General features: G+C 44.5%; 20 protein-coding genes and 1 other RNA gene. 10 read left to right on the top strand and 11 right to left on the bottom strand.

Features of this window, described 5'->3' with window-relative positions; genetic code table 11:
• Positions 1-22: 22 nt before the first annotated feature.
• Complete coding sequence (gene rpoE, locus FTW16_RS07600) at positions 23-601, bottom strand: RNA polymerase sigma factor RpoE (RefSeq protein WP_008223963.1); 579 nt, start codon at positions 599-601, stop codon at positions 23-25.
• Between the two features lie 389 nt (positions 602-990).
• Between rpoE and nadB the strand changes: the two genes are divergently transcribed.
• Positions 991-2,607 (top strand): L-aspartate oxidase, encoded by a 1,617-nt coding sequence (gene nadB / locus FTW16_RS07595; protein ID WP_048605812.1) that lies wholly within the window; start codon positions 991-993, stop codon positions 2,605-2,607.
• A 101-nt stretch (positions 2,608-2,708) separates the two neighbouring features.
• Here nadB and FTW16_RS07590 read toward each other — a convergent pair whose 3' ends face one another.
• Both FTW16_RS07590 and FTW16_RS07585 read right to left on the bottom strand, forming a co-directional pair.
• Positions 2,709-3,128, bottom strand: a complete 420-nt coding sequence (locus FTW16_RS07590) for a protein YgfX (RefSeq protein WP_315897542.1) — start codon at positions 3,126-3,128, stop codon at positions 2,709-2,711.
• A complete protein-coding gene (locus FTW16_RS07585; RefSeq protein ID WP_004735374.1) occupies positions 3,076-3,336 on the bottom strand; it encodes a succinate dehydrogenase assembly factor 2 in 261 nt (86 codons plus the stop codon). The genes FTW16_RS07590 and FTW16_RS07585 overlap by 53 nt, the downstream gene beginning before the upstream one ends.
• Positions 3,337-3,502: 166 nt before the next feature.
• Here FTW16_RS07585 and ygfZ point away from each other — a divergent pair, with 166 nt between their 5' ends.
• The 3 genes from ygfZ to FTW16_RS07570 all read left to right on the top strand — a co-directional run bounded on the left by ygfZ (position 3,503) and on the right by FTW16_RS07570 (position 5,709).
• Entirely contained in the window at positions 3,503-4,474 is a 972-nt protein-coding gene (gene ygfZ / locus FTW16_RS07580; RefSeq protein ID WP_146490597.1) for a tRNA-modifying protein YgfZ, read from the top strand.
• Positions 4,475-4,478: 4 nt separating this feature from the next.
• Positions 4,479-4,940 carry an aminoacyl-tRNA deacylase gene (locus FTW16_RS07575; RefSeq protein ID WP_146490596.1) on the top strand — a complete coding sequence of 154 codons (462 nt, stop codon included), beginning with the start codon at positions 4,479-4,481 and terminating at the stop codon, positions 4,938-4,940.
• A 562-nt stretch (positions 4,941-5,502) separates the two neighbouring features.
• A complete protein-coding gene (locus FTW16_RS07570; protein WP_009847660.1) occupies positions 5,503-5,709 on the top strand; it encodes a DUF1107 domain-containing protein in 207 nt (68 codons plus the stop codon).
• 99 nt (positions 5,710-5,808) lie between these two features.
• Here the strand turns inward: FTW16_RS07570 and FTW16_RS07565 are convergent, their stop codons facing one another.
• Genes FTW16_RS07565 through FTW16_RS07555 form a run of 3 tightly spaced genes read right to left on the bottom strand, consistent with a single transcriptional unit; the run spans position 5,809 to position 8,822 of the window.
• Positions 5,809-7,032, bottom strand: a complete 1,224-nt coding sequence (locus tag FTW16_RS07565; protein WP_123285262.1) for an FAD-dependent 2-octaprenylphenol hydroxylase — start codon at positions 7,030-7,032, stop codon at positions 5,809-5,811.
• 11 nt (positions 7,033-7,043) lie between these two features.
• Positions 7,044-8,222, bottom strand: coding sequence for a 2-octaprenyl-6-methoxyphenyl hydroxylase (ubiH, locus tag FTW16_RS07560; protein ID WP_123285263.1), 1,179 nt, complete (start codon positions 8,220-8,222; stop codon positions 7,044-7,046).
• Between the two features lie 24 nt (positions 8,223-8,246).
• Positions 8,247-8,822 carry a YecA family protein gene (locus FTW16_RS07555; protein WP_019826273.1) on the bottom strand — a complete coding sequence of 192 codons (576 nt, stop codon included), beginning with the start codon at positions 8,820-8,822 and terminating at the stop codon, positions 8,247-8,249.
• A gap of 308 nt (positions 8,823-9,130) precedes the next feature.
• Here FTW16_RS07555 and zapA point away from each other — a divergent pair, with 308 nt between their 5' ends.
• The 5 genes from zapA to serA all read left to right on the top strand — a co-directional run bounded on the left by zapA (position 9,131) and on the right by serA (position 12,488).
• A complete protein-coding gene (gene zapA, locus FTW16_RS07550; protein ID WP_004735366.1) occupies positions 9,131-9,439 on the top strand; it encodes a cell division protein ZapA in 309 nt (102 codons plus the stop codon).
• Between the two features lie 11 nt (positions 9,440-9,450).
• A non-coding RNA gene (gene ssrS / locus FTW16_RS07545) (6S RNA) lies at positions 9,451-9,633 on the top strand.
• A gap of 6 nt (positions 9,634-9,639) precedes the next feature.
• Entirely contained in the window at positions 9,640-10,239 is a 600-nt protein-coding gene (locus FTW16_RS07540; protein WP_123924172.1) for a 5-formyltetrahydrofolate cyclo-ligase, read from the top strand.
• 101 nt (positions 10,240-10,340) lie between these two features.
• Positions 10,341-10,997, top strand: coding sequence for a ribose-5-phosphate isomerase RpiA (gene rpiA / locus FTW16_RS07535; RefSeq protein ID WP_048605825.1), 657 nt, complete (start codon positions 10,341-10,343; stop codon positions 10,995-10,997).
• Between the two features lie 261 nt (positions 10,998-11,258).
• On the top strand, positions 11,259-12,488 hold the full coding sequence (serA, locus tag FTW16_RS07530; RefSeq protein ID WP_050646169.1) for a phosphoglycerate dehydrogenase: 1,230 nt from the start codon (positions 11,259-11,261) through the stop codon (positions 12,486-12,488).
• Between the two features lie 112 nt (positions 12,489-12,600).
• Here the strand turns inward: serA and FTW16_RS07525 are convergent, their stop codons facing one another.
• Complete coding sequence (locus tag FTW16_RS07525; RefSeq protein ID WP_048611414.1) at positions 12,601-13,314, bottom strand: oxidative stress defense protein; 714 nt, start codon at positions 13,312-13,314, stop codon at positions 12,601-12,603.
• Positions 13,315-13,425: 111 nt separating this feature from the next.
• Entirely contained in the window at positions 13,426-14,322 is an 897-nt protein-coding gene (locus tag FTW16_RS07520; protein WP_055319632.1) for a LysR family transcriptional regulator ArgP, read from the bottom strand.
• Positions 14,323-14,464: 142 nt separating this feature from the next.
• Here FTW16_RS07520 and FTW16_RS07515 point away from each other — a divergent pair, with 142 nt between their 5' ends.
• Positions 14,465-15,094 (top strand): LysE/ArgO family amino acid transporter, encoded by a 630-nt coding sequence (locus tag FTW16_RS07515; protein ID WP_146490595.1) that lies wholly within the window; start codon positions 14,465-14,467, stop codon positions 15,092-15,094.
• 82 nt (positions 15,095-15,176) lie between these two features.
• Here FTW16_RS07515 and mscS read toward each other — a convergent pair whose 3' ends face one another.
• From mscS to FTW16_RS07500, 3 genes are all read right to left on the bottom strand, one after another.
• A complete protein-coding gene (gene mscS, locus FTW16_RS07510; RefSeq protein WP_146490594.1) occupies positions 15,177-16,043 on the bottom strand; it encodes a small-conductance mechanosensitive channel MscS in 867 nt (288 codons plus the stop codon).
• A 377-nt stretch (positions 16,044-16,420) separates the two neighbouring features.
• Complete coding sequence (fbaA, locus tag FTW16_RS07505; RefSeq protein ID WP_010435694.1) at positions 16,421-17,497, bottom strand: class II fructose-bisphosphate aldolase; 1,077 nt, start codon at positions 17,495-17,497, stop codon at positions 16,421-16,423.
• A gap of 155 nt (positions 17,498-17,652) precedes the next feature.
• Positions 17,653-18,816, bottom strand: a complete 1,164-nt coding sequence (locus FTW16_RS07500) for a phosphoglycerate kinase (protein ID WP_048659410.1) — start codon at positions 18,814-18,816, stop codon at positions 17,653-17,655.
• Positions 18,817-18,886 lie beyond the last annotated feature (70 nt).

The raw sequence follows: 18,886 nt of genomic DNA, 5'->3' as shown, positions 1-18,886 counted from the left end.
TTCACCATAATTATTACAAGTTCTAGCGTTGCAAAAGAGGTTTAATTTTCTTTTCCACCGCTTCACGAGCTCGGAAAATACGCGAACGTACGGTTCCTACAGGGCAATCCATTACTTCTGCAATCTCTTCGTAGCTCAAACCTTCGAGCTCACGCAACGTCATTGCAGTTTTTAAGTCTTCTGGTAGCGCTTCAATCGCTCCAAAAACGACTTGTTTCAATTCTTTTGACAGCGTTAAGTTCTCAGGGTTCGATATTTCTTTTAACGCGCTGCCAGTTTCGTAATATTCTGCATCTTCTGCATCTACATCTGTTGCTGGCGGCCTACGGCTTTGGGCAACGATATGATTTTTAGCGGTGTTCACGGCAATTCGGTACAACCATGTATAGAAGGCACTCTCGCCACGAAAGTTAGGTATCGCGCGGTAAGCTTTAATAAAAGCTTCTTGTGCTACATCAGGTACATCACCGGAATTATTCACGTATCGAGAGATAAGATTACAAACTTTGTTTTGATACTTAACCACTAGTAAGTTAAATGCCTGCTTATCTCCACTCTGAACTCGCTCAATCAACACTTGATCGGTTAGCTGCTCGTTCATTCGAGCGGGTACTCCTATTGTTATAACCCTCACCTTCACAGATATGGGTACTAATTATGCGAAATGTAGTATTGACACCACCGTCTACAAGAGCACTATTGTGACTAAGCCAAATACCGAAAGTTCCAACTTTCTTAAAATTATTTGCCATTATTGTTTCACAATGTGATGTAATAAAAATAGCTATCCCTATCAATTTGGGGAAACTTGAGCAAAAGCAATGGTATTGAGCAATTAAATATTTCTAGATAGCTGTCTATATATTGATTTTGCATAGCGTTTAAGGATGACTCTGGAGAGATTATAACAGTCTTCCCCAAACTCCTAAAACAAGACAAAGTCAATTGAGAGTGGACAACTCGACTATAGCCCGGGATTTAATAAGTTTTATGAACGCAAACCGTGAACATCAGTGTGATGTATTAGTGGTAGGAAGTGGTGCGGCAGGCTTGTCATTAGCCTTACGCGTAGCAGAACATGCAAAAGTAATTGTATTAAGCAAAGGACCACGCAGCGAAGGATCGACGTATTACGCACAAGGTGGTATCGCCGCGGTGTTCGATGAGTCGGACAGTATTGAGTCTCATGTAGAGGATACTCAAATTGCTGGGGCTGGGTTATGTGAAGAAGATACAGTTCAATTCATTGCTGAAAATGCTAAAGAGTGTGTGCAATGGCTGATTGATGGTGGTGTTCCATTTGATAAAGATGAGAACAGCACAGAAGGCCAACCAAAATATCACCTCACTCGAGAGGGTGGCCACAGTCACCGCAGAATCCTGCACGCTGCCGATGCAACCGGCATGGCGATGCAAACCTCGCTGCAAGATAACGTCAACAACCACCCAAATATCGAGATCTTCGAGCGCCACAATGCGCTGGATTTAATCACTGAAGATAAGATTGGTGGTTCGAAAGACAAGGTTATCGGAGCCTATATTTGGAACCGCAACCAAGAGCACGTTGAAACCGTGCGCGCTAAGTTTGTTGTATTAGCAACAGGTGGCGCTTCAAAGGTTTACCAGTACACCTCTAACCCAGATGTCTCTTCAGGTGATGGTATTGCTATCGCTTGGCGTGCAGGTTGTCGTGTCGCAAACCTCGAATTCAACCAATTCCACCCAACATGTCTATTCCACCCAGAAGCGCGTAACTTCCTTCTGACGGAAGCATTGCGTGGTGAAGGCGCTTACTTGCGTCGCCCTGATGGTTCAAGATTCATGAAGGACTTCGACGAGCGTGGTGAACTGGCGCCTCGTGATGTGGTTGCTCGTGCGATTGACTTCGAAATGAAGCGTTTAGGCGCAGACTGTATGTATGTAGACATCAGCCACAAGCCTGAAGAATTCATCACTGCGCATTTCCCAATGATACACACTCGCTTGATGGACTTGGGTATAGACATGACTAAAGAGCCGATCCCTATCGTACCGGCTGCGCACTACACTTGTGGTGGTGTAATGGTTAATAAGCAAGGTCAAACCGATCTCACTAACTTGTATGCGATTGGCGAAGTGAGCTATACCGGCTTACACGGTGCAAACCGTATGGCTTCTAACTCACTGCTTGAGTGTGTGGTTTACGCATGGGCAGCAGCAAAAGATATCGTTGAGAACATCGACCAATCTCAACTGTGTGCAGAACTGCCAGCGTGGGATGAAAGCCAAGTCACTAACAGTGATGAAGAAGTTATCATTCAGCACAACTGGCACGAGCTACGTCTATTCATGTGGGATTACATGGGCATTGTTCGAACGGATAAGCGACTAGAGCGTGCACTGCGCCGTATTCAAATGTTGCAGCAAGAAACTCATGAGTACTACAGCTACTTCAAGGTTTCGAATAACCTATTAGAACTGCGTAACTTGCTACAAGTGGCAGAGCTAATGGTTCGTTGTGCAATGCAGCGCAAAGAGAGCCGCGGCCTGCACTACACGTTGGATTACCCTGAACTTGCAGAAGACAGTGGCCCAACGATTCTGACGCCAGAGAAACGCCAAGCATAATAATTGGTTAAACGTGATTAGCTAATTAGCCGTCAGCAAAAAATAATTAAACGAAAGGGAGCTGAGTGCTCCCTTTTCTTTTGTCTAACGTTTTCTTTTATCTAGCGTGCTCGTTGTAAGTTCGCCAGAAAGTGACGATATTCATGCTCGCAACAGCTGTCGCGCCAAAGCAATACCGAGTGCCCGCACTCAAACTGCAATTTAACAAAGAACTGCGCCCAGATCTTATCAACAGACTTGAGTCGGTAAGTTCGCTCATTGAGTCGAATATCACCATCCTCTTTGTAATCAAACTTCCCATGGGCGCTGTTTAGAGTCACATGGTTGTTTCTGAACAAGCGGATCATTAAAGCTAAGCAATAAAGGCTGGCGGCAAGTGGAATAGAAGACAGGACGATGAAAAACAAAAGGCACCCAAAAATAGTGCCTTTTGCAAATAATGCGGAATACGAAGGGTTAAGCTGAAGCTTAACGAACCTTGCTGAGGTTGTGTGCGACAATTTTATCAACCATTGATGCATGACCTAGGTTTTCACTGCGTCCGTGTCCCATTACCCAAGTAAACAAATCTGGGTCATCACACTCTAATAGAGAAACAAACTCGCGCTGCTCCTGCTCTTGCAATGAATCAAAACACTCTTCGAAAAATGGCATGATGACTACATCAAGTTCTAACATGCCGCGACGGCAACCCCATTTAATTCGTGCTTTCTGCTCTGCAGTGTACATTGGCTATCCTCACCTATAATTTTCTTTCTCGGAGTGTAACAAGTCATACGCCCTGCAACTACTATGTGAGTCACAGTCCCTATCTAAGCTCACAAAAAAACCTAGGCTGACAAAGAAACAGAACCGGATTAACATAGAGCCAAATAAAATTCTTAGGAAAGATAAAATGGATTGGAAAAACACATTTCAGCCACTCGCTCATACGCAAAATGAATCGCTTCCAGAACTGATGATGACACACGTGTCAGACTGGAGCGCAATCACCATGATAGGCGATGACAGAAAGTCGTACCTACAGGGTCAAGTAACGTGCGATGTCGTCACTCTTCCTAATGATGAATCCACGTTAGGCGCACACTGTGATGCAAAAGGAAAGGTATGGAGCATCTTCCGCCTGTTCCATCACAATGGCGGTTACGCACTCATGCAGCCTAAATCTGCGATTGAAGTCGAGCTCGTTGAAATCAAAAAATACGCTGTGTTTTCTAAGGTTGATATTGAACAAACGACAGATGTTGTTATCGGTGTGATGGGCGCGTCTGCGGATCAATACATTGATTCTATTTCAGAAAGCCAAGGTAATGTGCGTACTATCTCTGGTGGTAGCGCGGTTAAAGTCTCTGACAATCGTTGGGCGCTGCTTATTACAGAAGAAGCTGCAGCAACCATAATCTCGAGTAGCTCAGCAGAAAAAGTATCAGAAGCACTTTGGCAATATCATGAAATTATTGATGCTCAACCGAACCTATCGAAAGCAGAGCAAAACGAGCACATTCCTCAAGCGCTTAATCTGCAAGCGATTGGCGGTATCAGCTTTTCAAAAGGCTGTTACACAGGTCAAGAAACAGTAGCTCGTGCTAAATACCGTGGCATGAACAAGCGTGAGATGCGCATTGTTTCAGGAACAACAGCAGAAGTATTGTCTCTAGAGAACCCTATTGAACTAGAGCGCAGCGTGGGTGAGAACTGGCGTGGTGCAGGTCGATTATTAAACGTATATCAATTTGCTGATAACAAAGCGATTGGTTTGATGGTATTGCCAAACAACCTTGATAAAGATGTTCAGCTTCGATTGACTGCGCAACCTGATCAAGTATGGAATATCCTGCCACTGCCTTACAGCCTCGAAGACGAGTAATCACGTGGAAACACTGATTACACAATGGCTAGATCAACAGCAGGTGGATTATCGCCTGCTGATGCAAAGCAAACCAACCACTAACATTGAAGAAACCGCGCAAGAGCGAGGCATCGACCCATCTCAAATGGTGAAGTGCATCCTGCTCAAGGATATGGGAAACCAATATGCGTTGGCCTGTACAGCAGGCGATCGCTCTGTCGATCCCAAGAAAGTACGCTCAGTGCTGAATTGCCGTCGAATGACCTGCGTATCACTCACCGATGTGGAATCCATCACCGGCTTTAAGGTTGGTTGTGTCGGTCCGCTTGCTCTAAAGAGGCACATGCCGATCATTTTTGATCCTTCCATTCAGAACAACTCAACCGTGACCATTAGCTCCGGTGATCGAATGGCAGGTGTTGCACTTGATCTCGAGGATCTTATGGCGTTATGCGCGCCAATCGTTGCAGAGATCAGTCGATGATCCATTCTAAGACGTAATTGATCGCAAACCTTCTTTAAATTTTTCATTAGATACATATTTAGTGTGAAGCTCGTCATAAGAAAAACACGCCAACATTAAATAGTTAATCAAAATAAAAGCATAAGTAGTCACAAAGTTAAATTTGCGTTATTGTGAATTTACTGACTAGCTATTAAGCAAATCAGTACAAGTGAATCCACTGAGTAACATCAGTATCCACTTTTGTGTAATGCATCTGTGACTATTCGCCCGTTTTAGACGGGCTTTTTTTTGTCCAAAATTTACAATTTGATTACACAAACAAAAAAATCCCGCCTATTCTTATACTTGTAACATTATCACTGCTTAATACCGAACAGGAAAGTTCACGGCAGTTCACTACTCAGTATTATTTTGGGGAGGAGCTCACGTAAAAATAGATATTTACTGAAGAAAGTGCTTAGAACAGCACAAATATCTAATTAACGTCAACTCTACTGCATATTACTCCATGCTTATCACAATTATTATCTCGGAGTTTTTCTATAATATGTAGGCTAGGTAAATATAAGGATAATTAAGAATGAGACTGTTTAAGCGCTATACACCGAGTATGATTGCTAAACATGTAAGTCGACTTTTCAAAGGACGAATCTACATTTACGGCGTAGGAAAATTTGAGTTTGATAACGGTAAGCTAGTGCTACCAGACCGAGCAGAAAAACGTCACTTTCAAACAGTGAAAGAAATAAATAGTGAAATCATGAAACTGCGCTGCGCGTACGCATGACCTGATTACCTACAGAATTAAAAACAAAAAGGGTTGGCATAATGCCAACCCTTTTTTCGTATCAATGATGATTCGATAAATCACCAGAACACTATGTCACTATCTATGAGTCACTGGTCGCTTAGCTAAGTCAGGAAGATTACCTGACAAACCCAGTGCGCGCTTCATGATCTCATCTTTCGCACCCGGTAATTGGCCAGCAAGCTTCATACCGATACCACGAATCAGCTTCTTAGCTGGGTTATCGCCTTCAAACAGATCTTTAAAGCCCTGCATTGAAGCTATCATCTTCGCAGCCTCTGCTTTTCTCCAGCGCTCGTAGCCGCGAAGATTACGCTTGGTGCCAATGTCCTCACCCGCAGACCATAGCTTTAACAGCTCTTGTGCTAAGCTTGCTGCGTCTAATAAGCCAAGGTTAACGCCCTGCCCTGCTAATGGATGAATGGTATGAGCAGCATCACCAACCAAAGCCACACGCTCTACCGCAAAGTCACGCGCATAACGCATGCGTAGTGGGAAGGCAAAACGCTCACCAACCACTTCGCACAGTCCGAGCTTTGAGTCGAACTCTGACGTTAGCTGTTTATTAAAATCAGCATCTGACATTGATACAAGCTTCTCGGCACGATTAGGCTCCGTAGACCAAACAATCGAGCTCATGTGGCTTGGTTGCATTGGTAGGAATGCCAATGGGCCTTGAGGTGTGAATATTTGACGAGCAACGCTGTGGTGCGGCTCTGTGGTTTTGATGTTCGCGACAATCGCACTGTGGCCGTAATCCCAATGTGTTAATGGGATATCTTGCTGCTTACGAACCCAAGAGTTTGCGCCATCAGCTCCAACAACCAGCTTAGCAGTCAGAGCTTGACCATTGTCCAATGTTAACCAAGCTTCACTTTCACCAATCGCCATCGTTTTACACGTTGCGGGCATATACAGGCTGACATTGTCTTGCTTCTTAACCTGATCAAGCAGCGCTAATTGAATCACACGATTTTCAACGATATGACCCAAGTTCGGCTGAGCCAAGCGTGTCGAGTCAAACTCAATACGAGCGAAGCTGTCTTGCTCCCACACTTCCATCGCTTGATATGGTGCAGCTCGTCTTTGTTCAATGCCTTGCCATGCCCCTAGGTTACGAAGAATAACTTCACTAGAACGACTCAATGCAGACACGCGTACATCAGGCAGCTCGCTCAGTCCTTCACTAGGCGCTCTGCCTTCAATGACAGCAATTCTTAGGTCACTGTCTTTCAAGGCAGCAGCAAGCGCTAGGCCAACCATGCCACCACCAACAATCGCGATATCAACACTTTGCATCATTATTTATTACCTTATCTTTCTACTAGGCCAAGCGTATGACGCAAAAGTGGACCTTTAAGTGGTGGAAGGTTATCTATTACGGCTAACCCAAGATTACGCCCAATGCGAGCGGTCATAAAATCGTTTGAGAACAGATGAACTAAGCTTGAAGTCAGCGTGATCGTTGCGTCTCTGTCTTGTTCTCTACGCTTTCTAAAGTTAACAAGACCATTGTAACGACCCACATCATCCAACTGGTGACATAACTCTTCTGCCAAGGAAGCCACATCTCGGATACCAAGGTTAAAGCCTTGCCCCGCAATTGGGTGGAGCGTTTGAGCGGCATTGCCAACAATAGCAAATCGATGAGAGATATTTTGCTGTCGATGACGAAGAATCAGTGGGTAACTAGCACGCTTGCCGACTTTCTCTAGTCGACCCAATCGCCAGCCAAAATCGTTCTGCAGCTGCTCAAGAAATTCGTTGTCGTTTAGCGTCATCACTTTTTGTGCTTGCTCTGGTGTCAAACACCAAACCAGCGATAAACGGTTGTCACTCATCGGTAATAGAGCAACTGGCCCATGGTGAGTAAAACGCTCAAATGCGCGACCTTGGTGAGGTTCACTCGCCACGATATTGGCAATCACAGCAACTTGCTCAAAGTCGTGCTCACTCAATGAGATATTGAGCTGTTGGCAACAGGTTGAGATTGCACCATCAGCTGCAACCAATAACTTAGTCGTTATGGTTTGCCCACTTGTCAGTTCAATCGTCGTCAACGCTTCTTCACGTTCAACTTTACTGACAGACTCAGGGCAAAGCATGGTAATTGCCGCTTCTGATTCAAGTTTCTGTTGATAGATTCGCCCCACATCGGCTAACTCGACCACGTAGCCAAGCGCATCTACAGCAAGCTCTTCACTGTAGATGTCTGTCATTCCGGCATGTCCTCTATCCGAAACATGGATATCTTTAATCGGGGTCGCTACTGGAGCGATAGATTGCCACAACTGCAAAGAATCCAGGATCTGCACCGTGCCATAGGACAAAGCAATCGAACGAGAATCAAACCCTGGATGAGCTTGATGATCAACCTGATAAGGCTCCACTACCGCAATCGACAATGAACCTTGGCTTAGGTGATTCAAAGCAAGGGCTAAGGTTGCCCCTGCCATTGCGCCACCAGCAATTACAACATCATACTGAGCCATCATAACCTCAAACCGGCCAACTAATTAATGAATGGTTGGCGCCGCATCTTCAGATGGGCGTGCACCGAATTCAGCATGAATCGTTAGTGCACACGCTTTTACGTGCTCAATAACGTGTTCTAGAAGTTGTGCTTGCTCTTCCAGATCATCTTCTTCATCAATGCCTAGCTTCGCCATCTCTTCAAGATCCGCCAACGCTTCTTTGGTGCCTTCAGACGCTTTGTTCAATTGAGCCCCAACAAGCCCCAAACCAGAAATGAAATGGTTAATCCAATCAGACACACCATCAGCAAGATCAAACACGCTCGCGCTTGCATCTTCATCCGGCAGTAACATAGACAGTTCCATACCTGAGCCTGTGATTTCACTGGTTGTAACTTTCAATGTTGCTTCCGCTAGCGTTAGCGCGCGATCTGGCCAGCCCATGCCTTCATTGGTGTAATCGAAGATCAGTGGTTGCCAGCTTTTATCTGCAAGGTTTAAGCCTCCGCTTAACATACCCGTTAATAAACCATGCATCTCAGCAGGGGTTACGGCTAGACTTGCCGATTGAAGTTCAGTCGCAACCGTTAGGTAGTCAGGTAAAGTAGTTTCGCTCATCAGATAGCTCGCTCAGTTATTCTTTATATCGATAGTATAATCGTACCACTTCACCCCAATTCTGGTAAGCATCGATCCCCAGCAATTGAAGGATGACTGACTATCAATTGTTCAATTTGCTGAATTACTGTGTGCTCAAGCTCTCATTTACAAACAGTCACTCTGAAAAGCTTGAATCTTAATAGCGGTTTACCTATAGTTTCTCCCTCAGAGGAGATTGCTTCCTCATCGGTACTTGCACTTTTTCTTTCTCAAAAAATGGCGAAGGGCAACAGCCTTAAAATAGCGCGTTAAAGAGTTCATCCATCATGAGTAATCAAGCGGTAGACGTTGAAATATTAGGAAAACTGACTCGAGTGAATTGTCCACCAGGGCAAGAAGAGTCATTGATTGCAGCGGCGGCCGATCTTGATAATCGATTGAAAGAGATGGCTGAACGTACTAAGGTAACCAATGAAGTGAAGCTGCTAACGATCGCAGCTCTGAATATTTGTTATGAGCTACAAACCAAGAAGTTTGAAGCAAACGACGAACAAAACGCACTGACCGAGCGAATGGAACAGCTCACGACATCACTTTCAGATGTCCTCAGTAAAGTTAAGCACGGACAGCAATAGCGTACACAAAATTTACCCTGGAGTGTTTGTCAGAGGATTCACGTCCCCGAGCCGATAAGCAATCCCTAAGGGTTAGTACTTGAGTGCTATTGAGCATGCTCGGTCCGCCGAGAAGCCTACGGTAATCATTGCTGATCCGCCTTGAACTCGCTGGTTCAAGGGCCATCTATTCTCAACGGCACTTTGGGGTATCCCTTCTTATGAAGACGCTCACACGCAGCGAATTTCGCAAACAGATCCGTATCAAGCGCAATGCCTTATCTGGCGACCAACAAACTCAATCCGGTATAGACTTAGTTAAGCAGTGTTCTCAACTCAATGAGATTCAGTCTGCTCAGCATATCGCTCTTTATATTTCCATTGATGGCGAACTCGATACCCAGCCTTTAATCGAATGGTTATGGGCGCAAGGTAAGCAAACTTATTTACCAGTATTGCACCCCTTCTCTGCCGGACACTTGCTGTTTCTGCACTACTCGCCAACAACACCGACGGTCTTGAATAAATACGGTATTGTCGAACCTCAGCTCAATCAGATGCTGGTTAAACCTTGCCAGCAACTCGACCTTATTCTTACGCCCCTTGTCGGCTTTGACTCTCAAGGGCATCGCTTAGGCATGGGCGGCGGATATTACGATCGCACCTTGGCGAAGTGGTTCGAGACGGGCAATGGCGCAACACCTATTGGCCTTGCTCACGATTGCCAACATGTCGATCGCTTACCAATTGAAGGTTGGGACATTCCGTTACCTAAAATCGTGACTCCGAGTAAAACTTGGCAATGGGAAAACAACCATTAAAGCGCTATAATCGCGCCGCAAACGTTAACCTCGATACCAAACGTTAACTTCAATACGCGAACGATTAATTCAAAGCGCAAGACCTTATTCAGGAGAATGGCATGACTCAAGATGAAATGAAAAAAGCAGCTGGCTGGGCAGCACTTCAATATGTTGAAGAAGGCAGCATTGTAGGTGTAGGTACTGGCTCAACAGTAAATCACTTCATCGACGCACTTGGCACAATGAAAGACAAAATCAAAGGTGCGGTTTCAAGCTCTGTAGCCTCTACTGAAAAACTAGAAGCACTAGAAATCAAAGTATTTGAGTGCAACGACGTATTCAAATTAGACATCTATGTTGATGGCGCAGACGAAATTAACGCTTCACGCGATATGATCAAAGGCGGTGGCGCTGCTTTGACTCGTGAAAAAATCGTAGCGGCTATCTCTGATAAGTTTGTGTGTATTGTTGACGGTACTAAAGCCGTTGATGTGTTGGGTAAATTCCCACTACCGGTTGAAGTAATCCCAATGGCACGCTCGTACGTTGCTCGTGAATTGGTTAAGCTTGGTGGTGATCCAGTTTACCGCGAAGGCTGCACAACAGATAACGGCAACGTGATCCTAGATGTGTACGGCATGGCGATCGAAAACCCGAAACAACTAGAAGATATCATCAATGGTATTGCTGGTGTGGTAACGGTTGGTCTGTTCGCTCACCGTGGCGCTGATGTGGTTATCACTGGCACGCCTGAAGGTGCAAAAATCGAAGAATAAATAATGGAAGATTGAGTTTTTCTGTTACTTCATTACATACGGTGCCCTAGGGCGCCGTTTTTTTTGCTTTATTGCTGTAAAATTATGTCTTATTCCGTAATTTTCTTACCCAAAACATTTTTTTTTTGTTACTTTATTGTTCAGAAGACGCACAGGGAAAACGTTTGTCTCCTAACAAAGTGGTGAATTTGTTCCCCTTTCAGCCATTTTGTAGCACGTGCGCCGCATTTGCCCAACCTTTCCATTTTAAGGACGAGAACAATGGCCAAAGTTTCACTGGAAAAAGAAAAAATAAAAATTCTACTTCTAGAAGGTCTTCACCCTTCTTCTGTAGAAGTACTGCAAGCCGCTGGTTACACAAACATTGAGTACCACAAAGGCTCGCTACCGGAAGATGAACTTCTTGAAGCAGTTAAAGATGCTCACTTCATCGGTATTCGTTCTCGCACTAACATCTCCCAAGAAGTTATTGATGCAGCTGAAAAACTGGTTGCTGTTGGTTGTTTCTGTATTGGTACTAACCAAGTCAACCTTCAAGCAGCAGCAAAACGCGGTATCCCCGTGTTCAACGCACCGTTCTCAAACACTCGAAGCGTTGCTGAGCTCGTTCTTGGTCAGATTTTATTACTACTACGTGGCATTCCAGAAAAGAACGCCCTTGCTCACCGTGGTATCTGGAAAAAGAGTGCAGACAACTCTTACGAAGCTCGTGGTAAGCGTTTGGGTATTATAGGTTACGGTCATATCGGTACTCAGCTGGGTATTATTGCGGAAAACCTTGGTATGCGCGTTTACTTCTACGACATTGAAAACAAACTGTCTTTGGGTAACGCTACGCAAGTTCATACCATGACGGAACTGCTGAACAAGTGTGACGTAATCTCTTTGCACGTCCCTGAAACCAACGAAACAAAAGACATGATGGGTAAGGAAGAATTCGAGCGCATGAAGCCTGGTTCTATCTTTATCAACGCAGCTCGTGGCACGGTAGTCGATATTCCTGCTCTGTGTGGCGCTCTGGAGTCTGGTCACCTTGCTGGTGCGGCTATTGACGTTTTTCCAACAGAACCCAAAACCAATGCAGACCCGTTTGAGTCGCCATTAATGCAGTTCGATAACGTGATCCTAACGCCTCACGTGGGTGGTTCAACTCAAGAAGCACAAGAGAACATTGGTGTTGAAGTTGCTGGAAAATTAGCAAAATACTCTGATAACGGCTCTACACTATCAAGTGTTAACTTCCCAGAGGTATCACTACCACTGCATACTGGCACGTCTCGTTTATTACACATCCACGAAAACCGCCCAGGTATCCTAACTCAGATCAACACCATCTTCGCTGAAGAAGGGATCAACATCGCGGGTCAGTACCTACAGACTGCGGCTGATATGGGTTATGTAGTTATTGATGTAGAAGCCGACCGTTCTGAAGAAGCGCTACTTAAATTGAAAGAGATCGAAGGCACAATCCGCGCTCGTCTACTTCACTAAGTATCGAAGTCTATATACATAAAAAAGGCTCTCATAATGAGAGCCTTTTTAGTATTTGGCCTATCGTAGGTAATTAGATCATCATGATCCAAAACCTACTGTAGCCTTGTTATTACTCTTCGATCTGATAGATCACATTTACGCGATCACGAATGGTGATCGTTGAGTCTTCATAAGAGTTCGATTCTGTTCTTGCATCCATCGCCATTGAACGCATGAGCACTGGCTGAGAAGATTGTGCGTTATAGTCCACGCGCCATACATCACCTAGTTCACGCTCAAAACCACTCGCTAATGATTTAGCTTTTGATGTCGCATCTTTAATGGCTTCTAAGCGCGCCTGCTCTTGATACTTAGCTTGGTCGCGAACTTGAAGCTGGATGTTATCGATCTGATTAATGCCCTGGCCGATAGCAATATCCATATACTCGTTTAGATTGGCGAGTTCATTCACTTGAACGGTCACATTACGCGAGGCGCGGTAGCCAACCAGTTCCGGTTTACCATCTTTTGGATAGTGGTATTGAGGAGATAAATACAGGTTCGAGCTGTGTACACTCGCCTCATCGACACCCGCTTGGTGCAGCTTATTTAGAAAGCCCGTTACCACTTTATCAACAGTATTTTTAGCCTGTTCAGCGGTCATCGTCGATTCCACGACTCTCACAGAAAATGTCGCCATATCTGGTGTCGCGATCACTTCACCATAGCCTGTCGTTGAAATATGCGGAAAGGATGGAGAGTCTGCCAATGATGGAAAACTCACAGCACTCAACGCCGCAGTAAGAGTAAGAGACGTTGCTAACATCTTTGGTACAAGCTTCATTAGGTATGACCTATGCTAAACAAATGTACTTTCATCATAGAGCAATTTATCGTTTAGCCAATCCAGAGCACGCACTTCTAACAGAACTTTGACGCTGAAAAAACCAACAGCTTACTGAGGTAAGTGATTGTGAGCAAAACTTAATATCGCTTGGGATACCTCTTTTAACATCCCACTTTCGAGCTGCCAATGGTGCCAATAGATGCGATAAGACAGCAGAAAGCCAGGGGTAATATCAATCAGAGCACCAGACTCTAGCTCGTCGATGATCTGTAATCGAGGAATCAGACAGTAGGCAACCCCCGATAATGCTAAGCGCACGAATGCTTCTGAACTGCCGACTGTATGATTGATCACACTGTCTCTCGGTACGTTAAAATGATCATGCAGAAACTTCTTATGCAGATCATCGTATTGATCATAGGAAACCGCAGGCGCTTTGCTTAAAGTGGCGTAGTTTACGCCCTCTGCAAAGTAACGCTGATGAAAATCAGGGCTAGCCACACACACATAATCCATCCTACCAAGATAGTCGGCACTGCAGCCTGGAATCGCTTGAGACTCCAAACTGATTGCACCTGCCACCTCGCCACTTTTTATCTTTTCAATGGTTCTCGACTCACCATGAATCGCGAGGTTCAACTCGACTTGGCGAGATTTCATCACATCCGACAAAGCCGGTAGCAGCCATGTCGCCAAACTATCAGCGTTGGTGGCTATGGATATAGATAGTGGCTGAGTTCCTTCTTCATTCATCAACTCAGGTACAAGTTCGTGCTCTAACAACCGAACACGACGATATAAGCCCAGTAATTTTTTACCCGCAGGCGTTGGCCTAGGCGGGCTTTCTCTCACTAAGGCAGGCTGAGCCAACCACTTTTCCAGCTGTTTGATGCGCTGAGATATCGCCGACTGGGATATATATAACTGCTCAGCAGCCCTTTCGAAGCCACGTTGTTTTACTACGGCATCCAGTGCTTCTATCCATTTATAATCCAATCCGCGCATCAATTTGCTTCCTTTTTAAGCTATCTCACCACCACATTAGCAACTCTAATAATAGATTAAAATCATTAATTATACTTATTTAAAGGGGCGGAGTATCTTCGCCATATAGCACGTAAATATCGTTAAATAAGTGGAGGTTAAAATGAGTTTTTGGGTTTTATTACAAGGTTTTGGTCTAGGGGCAAGCATGATTATCCCTATTGGCGCTCAGAATGCGTACGTCCTAAATCAAGGGATAAAGCGCAACCACCATTTAACCACCGCGACAATCTGTAGCCTGCTCGATACCCTGTTTATCTCATTGGGTATCTTTGGTGGCGGTGCGATTCTGTCGCAAAATGAATTGCTACTCACCTCAGTGACGTTAGGCGGCATCGCTTTTCTAACCGTGTATGGTTTGTTATCACTGCGCAGTGCCTTTAAAGCACCCTCAAGCGAGGAGTCGAAAGGAGAGATACTGGCTCGCGGTAAGCGCACCGTTATTTTGGGTGCATTGGCGGTTACAGTATTAAACCCTCACCTCTATTTGGATACCGTGGTGATTCTTGGATCGATTGGCGGGCAGTTTGAAGGTAACGACAGAATTGCGTTTGCTATCGGGACCATCTTAGCTTCGTTCGTCTGGTTTTATTCTTTGTCATTGGGCGCAGCAAAGCTAGGCCCAACACTATCTAAACCGAATGTTAAGAAAGGCATTGATATCGCAGTAGCAACTATGATGTTTGCTATCGCAGCGGTACTCGCCAATGGACTTATTGAGCAGTATTGGTAGAAATAATCTGAAAATATAGCTCCAAGAAAAAAGGCGGATAACCTAAGTTATCCGCCTTTTTATTCAACTTGTCGAAGCTTTATTAGCCCTCAACTTTGTTCATGTGAACATCCATTTGTGGGAATGGAATTTCGATACCCTCTTTATCCAAGCCTTCTTTGATTGCTTGCATTAAGTCGAAGTAAACATTCCAGTACTCTGCAGTGCTAACCCATGGGCGAACCACGAAGTTAACTGAAGAGTCAGCAAGGGTGTGAACACCTACTTGAACGCCTGGTTCTTTCAACACGCGCTCATCAGATTCACAGATCTTAGTCAGTAGTTCTTTGGTCTTTTGTAGATCAGCACCATAAGAAACACCGATCATTAGGTCGATACGACGCGTGTCATGACGAGAGTAGTTCGTGATTGGGCTGCCGATAACGCTGCCGTTTGGTACCACAACCATTTTGTTATCAGGTGTTGTTAGAACAGTTTGGAAGATTTGAATTGAATCAACTGAACCCGCCACACCACCGATTTCCACGTAGTCACCAGACTTGAATGGACGGAATGCAACAATAAGTACACCAGCAGCAAAGTTAGATAGTGAGCCTTGCAGTGCAAGACCAACGGCTAAACCAGCCGCACCAATAACAGCAACTACAGATGCCGTTTGAACGCCTAAACGACCAAGTGCAGCAATTAAAACAATAACAAACAATAAGTAACGAACTAAACCGTGAATAAATTCCACAACCGCTCGGTCCATCTTCTTCTTCTGAAGAACCTTAGCCACGCTATTCGCTACAGCTTTAACAATTAGGTTACCAATAAATAAAATTATCAGTGCTGAAATAATATTTACGCCATATTGGATAAATAGATCTGAATTATTTGTTAACCACTGCTCAGCTTGAGATAAACCATCCACAAGCGGAGTTTCAATTACTGTCGAACTATCAGCCATAATGTGCATCCTCTATATAATATGCTATGGGCTAAACTGCCTTAAGCCTAATTTACCCTGCAATATAAGAAACAGTTCAATTACCGTTAAGTCATTGTGTTAAAAGTAAATTAAAGCCAAGTCCTTTTTATAAACTAAACCAAGTTCAGTTTTTCGGCACGATATCCTATCTTTGATAGATTGCAAAGTCATATTTATGTAAGCTTTTGAATTATTAAAACTTACCGATAAACACAAATACCGATAACTAAAAGACTACGAAATTTATTCACCGCACGCTAGGTTTTTCACATAATTAATACAAGTTTTTATCAGACATAAAAAAACCCGCTCAATGAGCGGGTTTTTAAAACTTAAAGAGTACTTAATTCAAAGAATTATAGTACGTCTACAGCGTTAAGGTCAGCAAATGCTTTCTCTAGACGAGCAACCATTGAAGCTTGACCAGCACGTAGCCATACGCGTGGATCGTAGTACTTCTTGTTTGGAGCAGCTTCGCCAGTTGGGTTGCCAATTTGACCTTGTAGGAAATCGAAGTTGTCAGCAGAGTACTGACGGATACCGTCCCAAGTTGCCCACTGTGTATCAGTATCGATGTTCATTTTGATAACACCGTAGCCGATAGACTCTTGGATTTCTGCTTCAGAAGAACCAGAACCACCGTGGAATACGAAGTTTAGAGCGTTAGGTGCGATACCGAACTTCTCTGCACAGTATGCTTGAGAATCACGTAGGATAGTTGGAGTAAGTACAACGTTACCAGCTTGGTAAACACCGTGTACGTTACCGAAAGAAGCAGCGATAGTGAAACGTGGGCTAACAGCCATTAGTTTCTCGTATGCGTATGCTACGTCTTCTGGAGAAGTGTAAAGCTCAGATGCGTCCATATCAGAGTTATCTACGCCGTCTTCTTCACCACCAGTACAACCAAGTTCGATCTCGATTGTCATGTTCATTTTAGCCATGCGCTCTAGGTACTTAGCACATGTTTCGATGTTCTCTTCTAGAGACTCTTCAGAAAGGTCTAGCATGTGAGAAGAGAATAGAGGCTTACCAGTTTGTGCGAAGAACTCTTCACCAGCGTCTAGTAGACCGTCGATCCATGGAAGAAGTTTCTTAGCAGCGTGGTCAGTGTGTAGAATAACTGGAACACCGTAAGCTTCAGCTACAGCATGTACGTATTTTGCACCAGCTACAGCGCCAAGAACTTGTGCGCCTTGACCTTCAAGTTTAACGCCTTTACCTGCGAAGAATGCAGCGCCACCGTTAGAGAACTGAACAACTACTGGAGCTTTAACTTTAGCAGCAGCTTCTAGTACTGCGTTTACAGAGTCAGTACCAACAACGTTTACAGCAGGAAGAGCAAATTTGTTTTCTTTTGCTACTTCAAATACTTTCTGTACGTCATCGCCAGAAATCACACCAGGTTTTACAAAATCGAAGATCTTAGACATGGAAATAGTCCTATTTATTCTATCGTTTTAAGATTAAAAAACTTAAGTTCAAAAACTTGCAATCGTTTGCTCACAACTTATGCCATTCTAGCAAAAAAGTGTGATATTCAGCAAACGTTAAAAGGCGAGATTCGCATCTCGCCTTTCTAAATCAATTATGCTTTAGCACGCTCTTCAAGCATTGCTACTGCAGGAAGTACTTTACCTTCAACGAACTCAAGGAAAGCGCCGCCGCCAGTAGAGATGTAAGAAACGTCAGCTTTGATACCGAACTTGTCGATAGCTGCTAGCGTGTCACCACCACCTGCTACAGAGAAACCTGCAGACTCAGCGATTGCTTTAGAGATACCCGCTGTACCCGCTTCGAAGTTTTTGAATTCGAATACGCCTACAGGGCCGTTCCAAAGGATAGTTTTTGCATTGCCGATGATTTCAGCTAGTGCTGCAGTTGAATCTGGGCCAAGGTCGAAGATCATGTCGTCGTCTTGAACTTCAGAAACGTGCTTGATTTCAGCTTCTGCGTTTTCGTCAAATGCTTTAGCACATGCAACGTCAGTCGCTACTGGGATAGCACACTCTTTCATTAGCTTTTGAGCCGTTTCAACTAGGTCAGCTTCGTACAGAGACTTACCTACGTTGTGGCCTTCAGCAGCGATGAATGTGTTCGCGATACCACCACCAACAACAAGCTGGTCAGCAATTTTAGAAAGAGATTCTAGAACTGTTAGTTTAGTAGAAACCTTAGAACCACCAACGATAGCCACTAGTGGGCGAGCTGGGTTGTCCATTGCTTTACCAAGAGCTTCAAGCTCAGCAGCTAGAAGAGGGCCAGCACATGCTACAGGAGCGTAAGTACCAACGCCGTGTGTAGAAGCTTGAGCACGGTGAGCTGTACCGAATGCGTCCATCACGAAGATGTCACATAGTGCAGCGTATTGCTTAGAAAGTGCTTCTTCGTTCTTCTTCTCGCCTTTGTTAAAGCGAACGTTTTCAAGAACAACTAGTTCACCAGCGTTTAGCTCTAGGCCGTTTACGTAATCTTTCGCTAGCTTAACGTCGCAGTCTAGTGCGTCGTTTAGGTAGTTAACCACAGGAGCTAGAGAGAACTCTTCGTTGTATTCGCCTTCAGTAGGACGACCAAGGTGAGAAGTAACCATAACTTTTGCGCCAGCTTCTAGGCAAAGTTTGATAGTTGGTAGAGATGCTAGGATACGTGCATCTGAAGTTACTTTACCGTCTTTTACTGGTACGTTTAGGTCAGCACGGATAAATACGCGTTTACCTGCAAGTTCCAGGTCAGTCATCTTGATCACAGACATGATTTGTCCTCTCAAATTTAAATAAATATAAAGTTTTGGAAACTCAGCAACCCTGCTAAGCCTATAAATT

The sequence above is a fragment of the Vibrio sp. T20 genome (assembly GCF_007858795.1).
Lineage (GTDB): Bacteria > Pseudomonadota > Gammaproteobacteria > Enterobacterales > Vibrionaceae > Vibrio > Vibrio satsumensis.
Note: the sequence above shows the minus strand (reverse complement) of the source record. Positions and strands in the feature narration are given on the sequence as shown.